The sequence below is a fragment of the Drouetiella sp. genome (genome assembly GCF_059504425.1).
Genome location: NZ_JCACIN010000025.1, coordinates 190,335 through 207,285 on the forward strand (window position 1 = coordinate 190,335; position 16,951 = coordinate 207,285).

The window sequence follows — 16,951 nt, forward strand, 5'->3', positions numbered from 1 at the left end:
TAGATTAGCTTTCCGTCAGCCTTGGCTTTCCATTAGCCTTGCGTCTAGCTGTCCAGCGCGATCGAGCGCATACAGATCGTCGCAGCCGCCAATGTACTGATGGTTGATAAAGATTTGGGGAACCGATCGCTTTCCGTTGGCGCGTTCTGCCATCTGGGTACGGGCGGCATCGTCGCCGTCAATCTTATATTCTGTGAACTGAACTCCTTTCCAACGCAGCAAAATTTTTGCCCGAATGCAGTAGGGACAAGTTTGCCAGGTATAAATTTCGACGATCGCCTTAATAGCTTCAGGATGGCGATTAAACCAGGCGTTAAAAGTGTTTAACATAGCTTCTCAAAAAGTGGGTCAGAATAGGGTTTCAAAGCTCTTGAGCTACTGGCTGGCTTCTGGATTGGGTAGACTTGCCGCACTCTGACCTGGAGAAAAAGTCTTTTCCTCTACTGCGCCTGCTGCACCCATGGGCTGCGGCTGTCCGCCATTGTAAGCCACCATAACGCCCCCGGCATTGCCTGCTCGAATCCGCACCTGATTGTTGGCAGCCCAAGTACGCTCTGTGCCTTCAGGTAAAACCTCAGCTAGTTTGACTTCACCATCCACCTCAACTTCAATCCAGGATTGAGCCGTCAGTTTCATGTCAATCTGGACAGGTTTATCGGGCTGGGCAGGTTTATCGGGTTGAGATCCGGTGAGGGGCTGAGCCAAACTGCTAGATAGCCCGATCGCCGCTTTGTTTGGACTGCCAATCGAAGGCTGCTGCGCCGTCTGAACTTGTCCACCCATGCGCGAATTGGGTGAAGAGGTAGTGCCCGGAGCCGATCGCCCCACAATAAAAGACAGCAGACTCACCGATGCCATAATCAGCGCCACATAGGCAACATAGAGATGAAGTGGTCGCAATTGAGCCGCAGGGCTATCTTTCCACGAGTCTTGTTGGGGAAGACGCAATATCCTTTCAGTTGGGAAAGCATCTGCACAATCTGTGCCATCTAGCCCCAAACTGTCGGCATATCGCTTAATAAAGCCTTGAACATAGACGGGTTCAGGTAGCTGATGAATCTCGCCCGATTCGATCGCCCGCAGCAGCCGAGGTTGGATCAAAGTTTTGGCAGAGACTTCATCAAGAGACAAAGCCTGATCTTCTCGCACTTGACGCAGATAGGCTCCAATTTGCATCAAGCGATGCACTTGCTCCTGTTGGGTGAGGATTGTTTCTCTAGTCATGATGAGTCGCCTTTACTTTCTCGCGCTTGCCAGTCTCTGGAGCCTGCTTCTCTAGAGCCTGCTTCTCTGGAACTTGAAGACCCGGAGCTTGAAGACCTGGAGCCTGAAGACCAGAGGAAACTTGCTGACGCAGATACTCTACTTCTGCCGCCATCAAGGAACGATATTGACCGCTCGGCAATTGTCCCAGATTTATTGCCCCGATCGCCACTCGATGTAGCCGAACAACAGGATGACCTAGCTGCTCAGCCACCCGACGAATCTGGCGATTTCGCCCTTCCCGCAGCACTACCTCTAAGTTAGTGTGTTTTGAGGCGATTCGTAAGTCTGGATAACCACCCTGCCTAGAATCCAAAACCTTCACCTCAGCCGGGAGCGTCAGCCGCCCCTCTAGCCAAATTCCCTGCCGCCATTGTTGCAACACCTCTGGCGAAGGTGAACCTTCTACCTGCACTTGGTAGACCTTATGAATCTGATGGCGGGGATGGGTAAAGCCCGCAGTTACCTCACCATCGTTGGTCAACAGCAACGCCCCTGTGGACATGACATCTAGCCGTCCTACGGGATGAATGCCTGTGTCCTGCCGCAGCGAGTTAGGCAGCAGGTCGAGCACGGTCGATCGCCCCTCCGGATCATCACAGGTCGAAACGACTCCAATGGGCTTGTTCACCAATAGGTAGAGGCGTTGCGGACGATCGCTCATCTGCACCCGCTGACCATCTACCTCAATCTGGTCAATGGCTGGATCGGCTTTTTCACCCAACTGCGCGATCGCCCCATTCAGCCGCACTCGCCCCGCCAAAATCATCTGCTCAGCCTGACGGCGCGAGGCAATCCCCCACTGAGATAGGATTTTTTGCAGTCGTTCAGCCATAGGATTAGCCACTCGTGTTAGCCACTCGTTCATCAGCTACGGTTCGTCGGATGTTCAACAGATGAGGCAGACATTTGTTGCGGCAGACGCACCTGTAGCCATGCGCCTCCTGTCTCCGGATGATTGCTGGCTCGAATCGAGCCTTGATGGACTTCCACAATCTGTTGAGCGATCGCTAGCCCTAGCCCATTGCCTCCCTGAATCTGCGCGTCAAGCCCGTTGGGCGAATTCACCCATGCGCTCTTTGAGGAGGGAACGGTGAAGCCAACCCCAGAAGGCTGGCTTACAGAAGGCTGGGTAGCAGAAGATGAGACAGCAAGCCTTGCCCTAGAAGGATCTGCCCGATAGAATCGCTCAAACACATGGGGTAAATCTTTCTCTGGAAAACCTGACCCGTAGTCGATCACATCTAAGTGAACTGAGGCGTAGGACTCAGGAATCTTTGAATGACTGGCGTTCTGATGACTGGCGTTCAGAGAATTTTGAGGAGGCTGCAAGCTAACCGTGATCCGAATCGGGTGGTGAAAAGGACTGTACTTAATACTGTTGTCCAGGAGATTGACCAAAAGACGGTGAAATCGAGACTGATCGATCAGAATGATCAGGCGATCGGGACCTGAATACTCTAAAGTCAGATCCCTCTTGCGAGCCAGAGGTTCCAGACTATTCCAGACAGAGTGGATCAATTCTACCAAATCGGTGGGCTTCAGCTTCAGAGGAGAGGATGATCCACGCTCAATGCGGCTCAGATCTAGCAGATCTTCCACTAGGTTGCTTAGACGTACAGTTTCGTTGATGAGGCGATCGACCCAACCTTTGAGCGGTGGCTCCAAGCGCGATTGCAGCGTTTCAGCCACCAGCCGAATTGAAGTGAGCGGAGTCTTTAGCTCATGCGCCAGATCAGAAGCCCAGCGATCGTGCTGCTGCATGATGCTCATTGCTTCCTGGCGATTTTCCAGAAAAATGCCAGTCTGGTTTTCTCGGAGCGGTATTCCATAGCCGCGCAGGGCATAAGTTCTCTGAGTGGCAATGTTGAGCGGATCGGCGCTCACCGGATAAAAGATCCACTCACTTTGGCAGGGTTTACCCGTATTGCGGGTCTGCTCGATGAGGTCGTCTAGCTCATAAGAACGCACCAGCTCCAGGAGAAGCCTAGGCTGAGTTGGGTAGGTTTCTGGCTTGATGCCCAACAGGATTTGAGCCTGCTGATTGCACCAAATAAACCGATTTTCATCATCCACCTGCAAATAGCCTACGGGCGCAACCTGGACGATTTGCCGATAGGTTTCAAGCTGTTGCTCAAGCTGCTGCTGCACCTTCTGCTGATGACCGATCGCCAACGCCAGCTGAGCGGTAGAAGAGAATGGCAAGTCACTGACATTTGGCTTGAACTTACGAGCCAGATTATCCAATCGGGCATGGAAACGCGATCGCTGCCACCAGAGCAACGATAATCCAATGCCTAATCCTGAGAAAAATTCAAGGACTGCCACGAGCGGAAACCTTCGAGGGACTAGCGCTGCGCCATGCAACCAGCACTCCCCCTTACTCTACAGCAACTCAATCTGAACGGTCAGTATTGCCTAACGCAATCCGTTAGCCCCTATTAGCCCTTGCTAGCCCCTATTAGCCCTGATTAACCAAAGCGGTATCCAAACCCCCTGACAGTCAGCAGATACTCCGGACGGCTAGGATCGCTTTCCAATTTTTCGCGTAGCCAGCGGATATGGACATCCACTGTCTTGCTGTCGCCCATAAAATCAGGTCCCCAAATTCGCTCAATCAGCTGCTCTCTCGACCAAACTCGTCGAGGATGAGACATGAAAAGCTCCAAGATCCGGAACTCTTTGGGCGAAAGGTTAATCTCCTCATTGCGCACCGTTACCCGACATTCCTGCGGATACAGCATGATGTCCTGGAAACGCAAGGTCGATTCTTGGGTCTGAAGCTGCGTATGGCGATGGCGGCGCATCAAAGCGCGGCACCGGGCAACCAGTTCTCGCATCCCAAAGGGCTTGGTTAGGTAGTCATCTGCTCCCACCTCCAGACCTACCACGCGATCGGTTTCACTACCTTTAGCGCTCAGCATCAAAATGGGAACGCTATTGCCTTCATGCCGCACTAAACGGCACAGATCTAACCCGTTGACGTAGGGCAGCATTAAATCAAGAATGATCAGATCGAAAGGGATAACGTCTAAAGGATATCCAGATTCAGCAGACTTGCAGACCAAGTTCAGCCCTTTACGTCCATCTTCAGCCGTCACCACTTCGTAGCCTTCTTCGGCCAGCGCCAGAGCGATCGTCTCTCGAATCAGTTCTTCATCCTCAACCACTAGAACGCGTCCTAGCTTCACGTCTCTCTGAAGTTTTATCGCGTCTGGTGTGAGTGTTAGTGCCATAGGAATTGACCGTGTCTCAGCGCTTCACGGATATCTTATCAGAAGGGAATTGGCTAACTTCGTGAAAAAAATAAGAAATTCTAATTATTTATGTTCGCGCTGATACGGAATCAGAGATTTATGTAGGTAGCGATACAGAATAATGGATCTATGTGAGCTTCATCTGTTCAAGAATTATTCTTCTGGCTCCGGTCAACGCTGTTTAATGCCCACAGCAGCGATCGATCCCCAAGCTGTCTAGCAACAGATCGCTAACGGCATTGGCAACAGCAAACTCGCTATAGAAGCTTTTTGAAAAGTCGAAGCCTTGCATCTCAACGATCAGCGCCAGTACCAGGGAAGATAAGTCGTTTTCGCCTTCCATCCGCTGCCGGACAAACACCTGAGCGGCGCGCTCGGCGATCGTCTGGTTAATAGATTCTGGAGGAAATTCTTCGTCGAGCCAGCGCTGTAGAGCAGTCCTCAGCCACTTGCCCTCTTGTTGAGGATCACGGACAGGAGGCAAGGTAATTGCCTGGATGGGTTCAGCCATGAAACCTATCTCCATCAGAGGTTTTTGGATCGATCGCCTGTAGGCTTATCCGCCAATCTGTATCTGCCCACATTGCTTCTTTTAGAATATCGTTAGACTGCTCAATGTTGCCTCTCTCAATCATTGCCTTTCCTGAGGTTTCCTCTTGTAACAAGCCACAAAAATTCATCTCTAGAATCATCAACGCTGAAATGATTAACAGGTCATGAAATTAAGCTTGGGTTTTAAGCTTAGGGGTAGTCCTTACCTGAATACCACTATCAAATCCTTACTCTTCAAGGACTACCCTAGTCTGCTCTCTCTTTACTCACCGAGTGACCGATGCTTTGCCCAAAATTTCTTCTAGCGCTTGTTTGAGGGTTGGATATTGATACTGGAACCCAGAGGCTTGAGCGCGTTTGGGCACAACTTCCTGCCCTTCCAAAACCACTTTGGCGGCTTCTCCCAGCAGAGCTTCTAGCGCAAAGTCGGGTACGGGTAGCCACGAAGGACGATTCAATAGTTGCCCCATGGTCTGACATAGCTCACCCATCCGTACCGGGTTGGGAGCCGTGGCATTGTAGACTCCTGCCATTTCTGGCTGACTAGGAGCTGGCTGAGTCAGAGCAGCCACGATCAGGTTCACCAGATCTTCACGGTGAATCCAAGAAAACCACTGGCGACCTTTGCCCAAAGGCCCTCCGGCAAACAGACGAAAGGGGATGAGCATCTTGGCGATCGCCCCCCCCATGCCCAAGACAATTCCGGTTCGCAAAATCACTAATCGGGTGTCAGAGTCTTTCACCTTTTCAGCTTCGGTTTCCCAGTCTACGCAGACCTGTGCCAAGAAATCCTCACCGGGAGGGCTAGTCTCATCGAAGGTAGCGGTTTCGCTGGTGCCGTAGTAGCCGATTGCCGAAGAGTTGACGAGCACTGAGGGTTTGGGGTTAGCTTGAGCGATCGCTTCCACAATGCGTTGGGTGCCCAAGGTGCGGCTTTCCAGAATTTCTCGCTTACGTTCGGGTGTCCAGCGGCTCTCGGCGATCGGCGCTCCTGCCAGATTCACCACGCCATCGCAGCCAGAAATTTGCTGCTGCCAGTCGCCTGATTGCAGCGGCGAGTAGGCAATCACTTCCACCTTGGGAAATGCGGCAGTGGGGAAAGCCCGTCTAGCGCGATCGGCATCTCGGCTCAGTACCAGAACCTCGTGCCCTGCTTGCTGGAGGCGATCGACCAGACGACTGCCCACAAATCCTGTTGCCCCTGTGACTGCTACTTTCATACTTGCTCGATGCGAGAGATTCAACGTACTAGGTATCAGTATAGAGTTCTCTACGATTCATCCGGTGCCAGCTCATCCGGTGCCAGCTCTTTGAACAACTGACTGAGAACCACATTAGAGAACAGAAAGCCCTCTGGATCAGTTAGCTTCAGGGCTTGGTCGGAAACCTCAACCCAGCCTCGCAGTTGAAAAGGCTGCAAACAGGTCAGAACTTGCTGGAGCGATCGCTCCCCAAATGCCGCTAATTTCTCTAACCTCAGCCCCTCAGATAATCTCAAGCCCAGCATCAGCGTATCTAGAAGTCTTTCGGTAGGCTCTGTGATCGGACAATCGATCGCGCCGTTGTCCACATAATCCTGCACCCACTCAGCATAAGCCTGACGAGTGCGCGGTCGGGTAAAGCGCTGGTGCCCCACATAGCTAGCCGCCGCCATGCCAAAGCCATAGTACGATCGGTTCTGCCAATAAACCCGGTTGTGGCGGCATTCGTAGCCCGGTTTGGCGTAGTTAGAAATTTCGTAATGTCCGTAACCTGCGCCTGCAAGCTTCTGTCGTGCCACGCGATACATTTGGGCGGTCATTTCGTCGCTGGGCAAAGGCTGAACTCCCGGCTGGTAGCGGCGATCGAAGGTGGTACCTGGCTCGATCGTCAGATCGTAGATGGAGAGGTGCGTCGGAGAAAGGGCGATCGCTTGTTCCAAAGAGTCTTGCCAGGAGTCTAGAGTGAGATGGGGCAGTCCTGAGATCAAGTCCAGGCTGAAGTTGGTTAGATTCACCTGATGGATCATCTCAACGGCTGCATAGATATCTGCTGCCGTGTGGGTGCGTCCACAGCTTTGCAGCAGCTCCGTCTGAAAGGACTGTACCCCCAAGCTGACGCGATTGATCCCGGCACGACGGTACCCTTTCAGCCGATCGAGATCGAAAGTATTGGGATCAATTTCCATCGAAATCTCGGCATCGGCAGCAATACCAAACTGGCGATCGAGCGTTTGCAGAATCTGCTCAAGCTGCTCTGCCGTCAACAACGAGGGAGTGCCGCCGCCCAAAAAGACGGTTTGCAGAGGTTCTGAATGGCTGCGGGTTGCTCGGATTTCCTGGCAGAGGATTGCAACGTAATGGGCGATCGTCCCAAATTCGACTTGTCCCTGCTGCCATTGAGGAGGGCGATCGCCTACCACGGCAATAGGAAAGTCGCAGTAGTAGCACCTTCGCCGACAAAAAGGGATGTGCACATATGCCGCCGTTGGACTCTCTGTTAGAGCAGCATTAGAAGCTGCATTCAGCGCTGTAGCGAGGGTATTCATCTAAGCACTCATCTAAAAACTGAGTCAACATATAGAAATGCTGCCAGATAACGGATATCAAGGCAGAACGATATAATGAACCTGTATAAATCTAGGAACTGAGCCTACCTTCAGGCATTGCTTGGTCTGGCGACCCGCCTGTCTAGCCAATAGTCTGATAACAGTCAAAAGTGAATTCTTTGAAAAGGTCTTGCCCCATCAAAGATTAATCCGCTCCCAGATCTGAAGTACACCCAGACCCAGAGGGATTGGAACCATGATCGACGCAATTATAATTCTTTCATTCATCATAGCAGGGGCAGGAATCGGCTTTTACGGCGTTGACTTGCTGCCACCCGACACGCTGAAGCAGGTCAATAGCTTGGAAGGCTTGAGCTTTGCAACAGGCGGCTTTGGGGCGCTGTTTGGTTTGCTTCTAGGGCTGGTGGCTCAAACAACCTATCGGCGGGTTGAGCGGCAGGTTCGGGATATGCCTGTAGATATGCTTCTGAGTCGATCGGTGGGTCTGGTTTTGGGTCTACTGGTGGCAAATTTGATGCTGGCTCCCATTTTTCTGCTGCCAATTCCGAGCGAGTTTGCCTTCATCAAGCCGCTGACTGCCGTTTTGGGAAGTCTCATGTTCGCTATCTCTGGGGTCAACCTTGCCGATGTTCACGGGCGGACGCTGCTGCGGATGCTGAATCCCAACAGCGTCGAAACCATGCTGGTGGCTGAAGGCACTCTAAAATCTGCTACGGCAAAGATCTTAGACACGAGCTGTATTATCGACGGGCGAATTGAAGACCTGCTCAGCACCGGGTTTTTGGAGGGTCAAATCCTAGTGCCCCAGTTTGTTTTGCAGGAGTTACAGCGGATTGCTGACTCCTCAAATGACCAAAAGCGTGTGCGCGGACGGCGTGGGCTAGATATTCTCAATCGAGTTCAGGAAACGTTTCCCGATCGCATTATGATTCATCCGGCAGACTACGAAGACGTGCCGACAGTCGATGCCAAGCTGGTTCGCCTAGCGCAAGACATTAACGGTTCGCTGCTAACGAATGACTATAACCTCAACAAAGTTGCCAGTTTCCAAAAGGTGTTTGTGCTGAACATCAATGACCTAGCCCAAGCGATGCGACCTGCCTATCTGCCGGGAGACACCATTGATCTGAAGATCGTTAAGCAAGGGAAGGAGCCGGAGCAGGGCGTAGGGTACTTAAATGACGGCACAATGGTAGTCGTGGAGGAAGGCGGTAGCTACATGGGTGATGAGGTTTGCGTGATTGTGACTGGTGCGTTGCAGACCTCAGCAGGACGCATGATCTTTGCCCGTCCAGAAGCTTCGGTCATGGCGTAGCGCAACAGCCTAGGGAGATACCTATGGTACGTACCCCTCGATCGAAGCTTTGTTCGCAATGCAGTCAAGAAGCTGCGGTGCTGTATCGATCGCAAATTGATACCTCTTGGCAATGGCGCTTCATCTGTGTCGCCTGTTTCCCTCAAGTCAGTCAGAACAATCCCTGCTATCGCTACGGCGGCACCTGGAAAGCTGAGAAAAAGCGATAGGCACGTTGATTTCGTCGTCCCCCAACTGTGTTAAAATCCGTATCAATTATGAACTCGTGTTGGAGAGGTTACCCCATTCATGGAAGCGGCGCTGTTAGCAAAACTACCCGAAGCTTACGCCATTTTTAATCCCCTGGTGGATGTTCTGCCTGTGATTCCTGTCTTTTTTCTTCTGCTTGCTTTTGTTTGGCAGGCTTCTGTCGGTTTTAGATAAGAAAGTTTTTAGCTTATATCTGTTTTAGTGAAAGGGGCGATCGCCCCTTTTTTTTGTCTAGCTATCTTATGTGGCGATCGCTAAAGCGGTTGGGATGGGGACATTTTGGGTGGGATGCGAAGCGCTCCACCCAAAATGTTCTGGGCAAACTGGCGACAGCTGTACCAACTTAAACGGGTCATGAGGCAGATATCTTTTGAGAGCTTTAAAGCGCTATCGGCAGCTAGGCAGCTTGCAGCTCATCCAGTCGGGCAAGCACTTCAGCGCTGTGAATTGCAGGACGAACTCCTAGAAAGCGCTCTCGCATCATCCCGTCTGGATCAATGAGATAGGTGTGCCGCAGGGCAGAATAGCCTAGCCAAGAGCCATAGGCTTTGCTGACTTTGCCATCCACATCCGCAAGTAGGGGAAACTTCAACCCTTCTGAATCACAGAATTCGGCATGAGAATCAATATCGTCAACGCTAATGCCTAAAATCTGAGCATTCTTCGCCAGGTATTGGGGTAAATCCCGCTGAAATCGCTGGGCTTCCAGCGTGCATCCCGGCGTAAAGTCTTTGGGATAGAAATAGACCACAACCCACTGCCCTCGATAGTCTGCCAGAGAAATTTCGCCATCTCCAGAATTAGTGGGTAGCGTGAACTCAGGTGCGGGTTGGTTCAGTGGCGGCTGTTCGCCTCCCATAGCGATCGCCTCTGCTCCGCTACCGAAGGCGGTGAGCAAGATTAGGCAAAGTATCCAGAAGAAGCTGAGAGTGCGACGCAAAATAATCATGGGGGAAGATGTTGAAGGAGTAACCATTAGTTTTAATATAAGTTTACAAAGGTTTAGTGACTTGTTCTAGGTCAAAAACTAAGCCGGAACTATTTTGATTTTTGGGCTACGTCCAAAATCTAAACTTTCACCTACGAGCGCTGACGGTTGAACCACTCACTCAGGAGACGACAATGTTAGAGCTTCATCAATTTGAACTATCTCATTACTGCGAGAAGATTCGCCTGATTTTGGACTACAAGGGATTGCCTTACCGCAAAATAGAAGTGACTCCCGGCATTGGGCAAATTGATTTGTTTCGTCTCTCAGGACAGCGTCAGGTGCCCGTTCTTAAAGATGGTGCTGAAGTGATTGCTGACTCCACCGCGATCGCCCTCTATCTCGATCGCAAATACCCTGAGCGCCCCATTATTCCCACAGAACCCAAGCAACGTGCCCTCTGCCTGTTGATGGAAGAGTGGGCAGATGAGTCGATCGGGCTAAACGGTCGTAAGGCAATGCTAGGCGCATTTAGTCAAGATCCAGCTTTCCGTTCGGCGCTGCTGCCCTCCTCGGCTCCTAGCTTTTTGAAAACGATCGTTGAATCAGTTCCAGGCGAGGCTCTGAGCATTTTGGGTGCAGGGGCAGGATTGGGCGCTGATGCGGTGAAGGCGGCACGCAAAGCAATGCAGCAAAATTTGGAGTCGCTCAACACGCTGCTGACAGACAGCCCTTACCTGATCACTGACCATCCGACTCTGGCGGATTTTGCGGTCGCAGGGCTAACAATGTACGTTAAGTTTCCGGCAGGGCTATATCTAGACATCCCGGTAGCGCTGAAGGGCAAGGGCGTACCGGGGCTAGCAGACAATCCGCTCTACGGCAACTTCTGGGGCTGGCGCGATCGCCTTTACAGCGACTACCGCAAGCTGTCTCCTTCGACGAGTGCCCCTTCTAGTAGCCCAACCTCTATCAACATTGATTGAAGTATCAATGCCTTAAATACAACTCGACGGCAAAGGCTGAAGCTTTCCTCATAAGAGAACTTCAGCCTTTGCTGCATTTGAGAACCACCTTTAAAAGCCGATGGGGAGATTTGAACTCCCGACCGCTCGATTACGAATCGAGTGCTCTACCACTGAGCCACATCGGCAAGCGTTACTAAACTGCGTAACCAGCCACCCATTATAGCAGTCGCGATCGCTAGTCGAGTAGTTGAAATGCGTAAAAATTGCGCTGCTCATTTAGAAGTTGCCAAGGGATTAACTTAATGGCTTACCCAAGATCATCAGAGCTTTGTCAATCTTCCGAATAAATCGACTAAACGGATTAGCCGAGCGAATCTCAATCAGCAACGCCTTCAGGTAAATCACTTCATCAGGGGATAGCATCATTGTTGGATAACTCCAGAATAGTTTTTTGCAGCTATACGGAGTTTTCCGTCAATAGGCAAGATCCGATTGGCATCTTTTCTCATGGGATGATGAAGACGGAAATGTCCAAAATGTTCTGAGATGACTGCTAAGCCGCGTAAGGACGAAATTAGAGTAAACGTCCAGCCCGAAATAACCAGGCTACTCAAGACAATTGCAGGCATTAAAGATACTTCTCTCAACGCCTTGGTCAATCTGGCGATCGAGAGGTTTATTGAAGACGAGGATACACAAGAACTTATCAAGCGATTTAATCTCGATCGCCTTGAAGATCTGGATGAATGACCAGCTCTACCAAATTTAGTTTAGAAGTCTAGTTTGACTTATCCCGATCAATCTTCTCATTGACTATCTCCAGAACCTTTTGGGCAATCCTCTGGTCAACGGCTTCAGTAAAGTGCCCATCGCCTACGAAGTTGCTTCCATCGGTTGCAGGGGCAATCTCGTGGGTGCTGACGAAGGGAATCTGATTTTGCTCTAGCGTGGGCTGCAATAGCCGATAGAGGTGGTCATCATAGCCACGATCGTTGAACAACAAAACGATCGGCAACTTGCCATCTTGCTTAGCCGTAGTCGCAAACTCCTGAACCATCTTCTCCAAAACAGGCACCTGCTCCCACTCAGGGTTAAATCCAGATGGCGTATGAATTTGGCTGGTGATATTGTCTTGATGAGACTTTGCCAAAGCCCGTCGCAGCATCCGAACGATCGCCGAAGCATCCAGCCAGCTTTTTTCAAATGTGAAGGAACTAAAAAATTGGTCATGTTCTTGGAGCTGCGCTACAAATGCATCCCGTTTAGGACGATCGCCCATCGCAACCCGTAGATCAGCCAGAGATTTAATTTGGGGCTGCACTGTCTCTAAGCGTTCCTGTTCAATTTTGTACTTCGGGAACGTATAGGGTGCAGGCACCTCGGCTCCCCAAGTCATCCCGGTCATGGCTCCCATGCCTTTGACGCTAGAGGCAAGGATGCCTAACATTACGACATTTGCTTGATGATTTCTGCGATCGGTTTCGTAGGCAGCAAATGAGAAGCTAGGAGGTGCAGAAGGTCCAGCAATAATACGCAGCGTCAATTTAGAATCTAGCTTCTCCATTGCCTCTCCTGTCCGAGCAGCAAACGACATGCCGTAGATGGCGACCAGCAAATCTTCTCCTGGAGCGGGCTTCACGGCTTGTCCTTCTCCCAGACGAGAATCGAGCCATCCGGGTCTAGCAATCGGAGCACTTGTTTCGTCTGTAGCTCCAAGCTGGCGAGTGACTTTGCCCTCAATCGATCGCCCATAGTCAAAATACAGATTCATGGCTCCAGGTGACGTGTTGAGCGGATCGGTAGGATAGGGAAACAGCAAATTGATTGCCACATCCAAAGCGGCTAGCGTTAAAACAAATCCCAATCCTGCTGTAGCAACCCCTCGGACTCTCTTGCTGTACAGAGCTTTAGTGAAAACATTGGGCATAGAAGCTTCAGAATTGGAAGTAGATAAATTGGGCTGGCGCATTGCTTGTCCCCATCAAGATCAGCAGAGTTAAAATTGCGTAGAAAGCGCCGCGTAGCAGGGCAGGGTACTGGCGGTAAAAATGCACCCTATTGACGCTGTATTCAGCAAATTCGTAAATAATCAGAACTGCCAATCCCAGTAGCCCCGAAAGGTTAGGTTTCGGCATCGTTAGCGAAAAGTTACCAAAATCTGTAAACAGAATTTGAGTGAATGACACAATCTGCTCTAGAGAATTGGCGCGAAACAGCAGCCACCCATAACAGGTCAGCCCAAAGAAGATCAAGGTAGCTGCCGTCGAACTCAAGAATTTTTTGAGATTAAATGCAGGCTTTTCAGACTGAGAAGATTTTCTGGGATCGCGAATGCCTAAGACTCGATAAATACAGAGTAATGCGCCCTGATAGAACCCCCACAGAACATAGTTCCAAGCCGCTCCATGCCAGAGACCGCCTAGCACCATGGTGGTCATGAGGTTGCGATAGGTATTTAAGTTGCCTTTACGATTTCCCCCCAAGGAAATATACAAATAATCTCTTAACCAAGTGGATAAACTAATGTGCCAGCGCTGCCAGAACTCACTCGGCGTTCTTGAGAAATAGGGCAGATTGAAGTTAACAACTAGCTCGACTCCAAACAGCTTAGAAACGCCCCTGGCAATATCCGTATATCCTGAAAAGTCGCAGTAGATTTGAAAGGTAAACAGCAGCGTTGCCGCCACTACATCGATCCAGGAAACTGTGCCCGTCGAGTTATAGACCGCGTTTACCGAACCCGCCAGACCATCCGCGATCGCCACCTTCTTAAACAGTCCGAACAGAATTAGATACAGTCCCCGCAGGGTCTGATCAAAGGTAATTGTCCGCGGCAGAATAAATTGCGGCATGAGGTCTGTCGCCCTAACAATCGGACCTGCAACCAGATGCGGGAAAAAGCAGACCGAGAGAGCAAAATCAGAGAATTTCTGGGCAGGCTCTAGCTCTCTGCGATACACATCGAGCGTGTAGCTCATAGTCTGAAACGTGTAGAACGAGATGCCTACTGGAAGCAGAATATTCAGCGTCGTGAAATCTGCTGGCAAACCAACAGATTGCAGCAAATCCACCGCGCTTCCTACAAAGAAATTGAAGTATTTGAAGAAGGCAAGAATCAGCAGGTCGATCGTGATACTTAGCCCTAGGCAAACATTCTTGCGCCGTCGTTCGGGCAAAGCGATGAGCTTAGGGTAGAAAAAATTGGCGATCGCCACAGCCCCGATCGATCCCCAAAATACCAACCATCCTGTCCCAACCGGAGGCAGCAAGCGGCTCCAGTCCACTATCATTACCCAGGGATTGAGGGAGAAACGAATGGCTTCCCATTGAACCGTGACACAGAAAAATGCAGATAGGATGACTACCCAAGAGGGCAGCCGTCTTTGGGTAGCCGTTAATTCACCTTGTCCGATGATCAGAGCCGAACAAAAATCCAGGGAGGTAATTAAAAGAATTAAAAATAGGAACTGCTTGTCCCACCAACCATAAAAAATATAGCTGGACACCAACAGCATCAGGTTTTGCCCCCGAAAAGGTAAAACCCGATATAAGGTATAGACGGTAACCAGAAACACTAGAAATTCTATGGAATTAAATAGCATCTATGATTCCTATGATCTTCAAAGCGGTAAGTTTCACACAATATATAGCAGGTTTCTTGTGAAAGTCTTGATTAGATTCAAACAAGACTTTGAGATCTTCACACAAACTACACAAGCCTAGTAAAGACATTGCCATAGCTCTACTTAAGCCATAGCTGTCGCCAGTCTGTTTTTAGTGGGGCGCGAAGCGCTCCACTAAAATGTCCCCGTCCTAACCGCCTTGGCGGTTACTGTAGATATCACAAGGCCGATTTCACAGACCGCCTAACAGCAAAGCAATAGGTTGAAATCAGAACCTAGCTGCTTTAATTTTTGGCGGTGGTATTTAGGTAAGGATTTTTGTTGCGTAGGCGTTGCTCACGCGACGAAAATCCTTGCTCATTAAAGTTGCTGGATTAAAAGAGCGAACAGCAAGGTGCTCATCTTTCAATTGAATTAATTGTCTGCATGGACTCTATATTTTCTTTAACAGCCGGATTGACAAGCCCAACTCGGCTCAGTGCGCTAGCAACCTTGCGTGAGAAGACGTTGAGATTCATCTCTTGTTCTGCAAGCTGCCGTGCTTTAGCGCCCATTTGATGAGCCGCTTCAGGATGATTGATAAGATACCCCAAGGCTTCTTGCCAGCCGTTTACATCACCTGTGTCAACCCATAAGCCGATACCTTCAGCTTCAATATCTACGACATAGCGGCTCAGATTGTTGCGGGTCATAACGACAGGTTTTCCCATCGCCATTGCCTCAAGCAAGTTAGTTAATCCAACAGCATTCTTGGGCTTATTGCGCTTATCTGCAAGTGGAATAGCTACGGCATATGCCTTGCGATACCTCTCCAATACTGCTCTCCAAGGCAGAACTTCGTTGTAAAACACTGCGTTGGCTGGAAGCGTTAAATCCCTTCTGACTTCTTGATAGGCATGGCCACAGATCTGCAATTCACAGTTCAAAGTCTCGATCGCAGCCAGCAACGTTGGGTAGTCTCTGTAGGTCTTCCCCGCCGATAAGATAATAGGCTTGCTGTGAGATTCATTCGCTGCTTCTCCAATTGGATAGAACGGCAAATCTCCACCCCATTCAGCAACAGAAATTTTGGCTGGATTAATATTAAAGTCTTGAATTAAGTCATCTTTCAGCTTTTGGCTCAAGCAAATGATTTGATCATTACCATCTACACACAACTGCGTAAATATATTGCCCCAAAAGCTAGGATTCATTGACTGATAGGCAATAGCAACCACAGGCGTTCTGAGAATTCTAAGCTTTCTCAAAGCTGCTAACAGGGGTGTAGTAAGATGATGCGCCGAATAGATAGCATCAATCTGTGATGTAGAGCAAGTCAAAATGGTTCTTAGCTGCTGATCAAGATCACCCAAAATCTTGATCCCTTTGCTGAGATTTTTCAGGGGCTTGTACTTTTCAAAGGGGAGTATTTCTACGTCAATTCCATGTTTACTTAGAGTTGTTGCCCCCCACAAATGTTCTGCTCGCGCCTGTTCTCCCTCTTTTTTCCAGCTAGCGTGAATTCCTGAAATGTCTTGGTTGCTCAGTATCAATACTTTCATTTTCTGTAATCCTAAATATTGTGTTCAAGCTCTCTAAGTTCGCTAAGATTATTAAATCTTGATTGAATCTTATTCACAGGGTTATAACCCGTCAGCAAAAAATGAGATTCTGAAGTAGAAAGTATTTCAACCTGGCACTGTCAATAAAACTGTTACGAATAAACGTCTACTTCAGAAAAAAAGTTAAGAACGCCTCGCTAAAGAGTTTTTGCTCATTTCGCAGATACTCAAGCTGACATGCGGGGAAACAGTCCAGCTCTTTACTGATAGAAAATGTTTTCAATGCTCAACTACAGTGGTTCACTCTTGATTCCATATGATTAATTTTGTGAAGGCTATGTCTTCACAAAACACCTATGTCTTCAACCATCAAACCCGTTTAAATCTCGGCAACCCTGAAGTGAAAAGTGTATTCTAACCCTGGGGGTGTTAGAAACCTTAGTCCCAATCTTATACGGTGCTTCAAATTGAATTGTATAAATTATGTAAATATTGTATGTAGATATTGTTTTTTTACTATTCTGAAAAGAAACACATGAGAGCTACTTTTTTATGGCGATGCTATTAAGAGATTCCCGTCTTGAAGTTTAAAAACTTATATCTTAAGGAGTTTTTACATTCGTAAATCTATCTACCTCGCATCTATTTCCCATCATCTAATCAGTAATTTATAGCTGTCGCCAGTTTGCTTGGGACATTTTTAGTGG

19 protein-coding genes and 1 tRNA gene are annotated in these 16,951 nt (G+C 49.4%); 5 read left to right on the top strand and 15 right to left on the bottom strand.

Annotation, left to right across the window (positions count from 1 at the left end):
- Nucleotides 1-15: 15 nt before the first annotated feature.
- The 9 genes from grxC to hemW all read right to left on the bottom strand — a co-directional run bounded on the left by grxC (nucleotide 16) and on the right by hemW (nucleotide 7,599).
- Nucleotides 16-330, bottom strand: a complete 315-nt coding sequence (gene grxC, locus AC5JMP_RS06420) for a glutaredoxin 3 (RefSeq protein WP_495850607.1) — start codon at nucleotides 328-330, stop codon at nucleotides 16-18.
- 45 nt (nucleotides 331-375) lie between these two features.
- Complete coding sequence (locus AC5JMP_RS06425) at nucleotides 376-1,224, bottom strand: helix-turn-helix domain-containing protein (protein ID WP_495850608.1); 849 nt, start codon at nucleotides 1,222-1,224, stop codon at nucleotides 376-378.
- Nucleotides 1,217-2,098, bottom strand: a complete 882-nt coding sequence (locus AC5JMP_RS06430) for a pseudouridine synthase (protein ID WP_495850609.1) — start codon at nucleotides 2,096-2,098, stop codon at nucleotides 1,217-1,219. Before AC5JMP_RS06430 ends, AC5JMP_RS06425 begins: the two co-directional genes overlap by 8 nt.
- Nucleotides 2,099-2,130: 32 nt before the next feature.
- Nucleotides 2,131-3,591, bottom strand: coding sequence for an ATP-binding protein (locus AC5JMP_RS06435; protein ID WP_495850610.1), 1,461 nt, complete (start codon nucleotides 3,589-3,591; stop codon nucleotides 2,131-2,133).
- Nucleotides 3,592-3,734: 143 nt separating this feature from the next.
- On the bottom strand, nucleotides 3,735-4,499 hold the full coding sequence (locus AC5JMP_RS06440; protein WP_495850611.1) for a response regulator transcription factor: 765 nt from the start codon (nucleotides 4,497-4,499) through the stop codon (nucleotides 3,735-3,737).
- A 202-nt stretch (nucleotides 4,500-4,701) separates the two neighbouring features.
- Nucleotides 4,702-5,031, bottom strand: coding sequence for a DUF8822 family protein (locus AC5JMP_RS06445; protein ID WP_495850612.1), 330 nt, complete (start codon nucleotides 5,029-5,031; stop codon nucleotides 4,702-4,704).
- On the bottom strand, nucleotides 5,024-5,212 hold the full coding sequence (locus AC5JMP_RS06450) for a hypothetical protein (RefSeq protein ID WP_495850613.1): 189 nt from the start codon (nucleotides 5,210-5,212) through the stop codon (nucleotides 5,024-5,026). Before AC5JMP_RS06450 ends, AC5JMP_RS06445 begins: the two co-directional genes overlap by 8 nt.
- A 126-nt stretch (nucleotides 5,213-5,338) precedes the next feature.
- A complete protein-coding gene (gene thyD / locus AC5JMP_RS06455; RefSeq protein ID WP_495850614.1) occupies nucleotides 5,339-6,292 on the bottom strand; it encodes a thylakoid membrane protein ThyD in 954 nt (317 codons plus the stop codon).
- A 50-nt stretch (nucleotides 6,293-6,342) separates the two neighbouring features.
- A complete protein-coding gene (hemW, locus tag AC5JMP_RS06460; RefSeq protein WP_495850615.1) occupies nucleotides 6,343-7,599 on the bottom strand; it encodes a radical SAM family heme chaperone HemW in 1,257 nt (418 codons plus the stop codon).
- A 256-nt stretch (nucleotides 7,600-7,855) separates the two neighbouring features.
- On the opposite strand from hemW, the gene AC5JMP_RS06465 reads away from it, so the two are divergent.
- The 3 genes from AC5JMP_RS06465 to AC5JMP_RS06475 all read left to right on the top strand — a co-directional run bounded on the left by AC5JMP_RS06465 (nucleotide 7,856) and on the right by AC5JMP_RS06475 (nucleotide 9,358).
- On the top strand, nucleotides 7,856-8,935 hold the full coding sequence (locus tag AC5JMP_RS06465; protein WP_495850616.1) for a PIN/TRAM domain-containing protein: 1,080 nt from the start codon (nucleotides 7,856-7,858) through the stop codon (nucleotides 8,933-8,935).
- 23 nt (nucleotides 8,936-8,958) lie between these two features.
- Nucleotides 8,959-9,144, top strand: a complete 186-nt coding sequence (locus tag AC5JMP_RS06470; protein ID WP_495850617.1) for a DUF8622 domain-containing protein — start codon at nucleotides 8,959-8,961, stop codon at nucleotides 9,142-9,144.
- Between the two features lie 79 nt (nucleotides 9,145-9,223).
- Nucleotides 9,224-9,358, top strand: a complete 135-nt coding sequence (locus AC5JMP_RS06475) for a photosystem II reaction center protein K (RefSeq protein ID WP_495850618.1) — start codon at nucleotides 9,224-9,226, stop codon at nucleotides 9,356-9,358.
- Nucleotides 9,359-9,581: 223 nt separating this feature from the next.
- Here AC5JMP_RS06475 and AC5JMP_RS06480 read toward each other — a convergent pair whose 3' ends face one another.
- Complete coding sequence (locus tag AC5JMP_RS06480) at nucleotides 9,582-10,160, bottom strand: peroxiredoxin (protein ID WP_495850619.1); 579 nt, start codon at nucleotides 10,158-10,160, stop codon at nucleotides 9,582-9,584.
- Between the two features lie 146 nt (nucleotides 10,161-10,306).
- Here AC5JMP_RS06480 and AC5JMP_RS06485 point away from each other — a divergent pair, with 146 nt between their 5' ends.
- A complete protein-coding gene (locus AC5JMP_RS06485; RefSeq protein WP_495850620.1) occupies nucleotides 10,307-11,098 on the top strand; it encodes a glutathione S-transferase family protein in 792 nt (263 codons plus the stop codon).
- 95 nt (nucleotides 11,099-11,193) lie between these two features.
- Here AC5JMP_RS06485 and AC5JMP_RS06490 read toward each other — a convergent pair.
- Nucleotides 11,194-11,265: transfer RNA gene (locus AC5JMP_RS06490), tRNA-Thr, on the bottom strand.
- A 109-nt stretch (nucleotides 11,266-11,374) separates the two neighbouring features.
- The gene (locus tag AC5JMP_RS06495; RefSeq protein WP_495850621.1) at nucleotides 11,375-11,506 is read right to left on the bottom strand and encodes a hypothetical protein; all 132 of its coding nucleotides are present in this window, start codon (nucleotides 11,504-11,506) and stop codon (nucleotides 11,375-11,377) included.
- A 120-nt stretch (nucleotides 11,507-11,626) separates the two neighbouring features.
- On the opposite strand from AC5JMP_RS06495, the gene AC5JMP_RS06500 reads away from it, so the two are divergent.
- On the top strand, nucleotides 11,627-11,830 hold the full coding sequence (locus AC5JMP_RS06500; RefSeq protein ID WP_495850622.1) for a hypothetical protein: 204 nt from the start codon (nucleotides 11,627-11,629) through the stop codon (nucleotides 11,828-11,830).
- 28 nt (nucleotides 11,831-11,858) lie between these two features.
- Here AC5JMP_RS06500 and AC5JMP_RS06505 read toward each other — a convergent pair whose 3' ends face one another.
- The 3 genes from AC5JMP_RS06505 to AC5JMP_RS06515 form a co-directional block, all read right to left on the bottom strand.
- Nucleotides 11,859-13,049, bottom strand: coding sequence for a hypothetical protein (locus tag AC5JMP_RS06505; RefSeq protein WP_495850623.1), 1,191 nt, complete (start codon nucleotides 13,047-13,049; stop codon nucleotides 11,859-11,861).
- A complete protein-coding gene (locus AC5JMP_RS06510; RefSeq protein ID WP_495850624.1) occupies nucleotides 13,015-14,682 on the bottom strand; it encodes an MBOAT family O-acyltransferase in 1,668 nt (555 codons plus the stop codon). Before AC5JMP_RS06510 ends, AC5JMP_RS06505 begins: the two co-directional genes overlap by 35 nt.
- A 419-nt stretch (nucleotides 14,683-15,101) precedes the next feature.
- Entirely contained in the window at nucleotides 15,102-16,244 is a 1,143-nt protein-coding gene (locus tag AC5JMP_RS06515) for a glycosyltransferase family 4 protein (protein WP_495850625.1), read from the bottom strand.
- Between the last annotated feature and the right edge of the window lie 707 nt (nucleotides 16,245-16,951).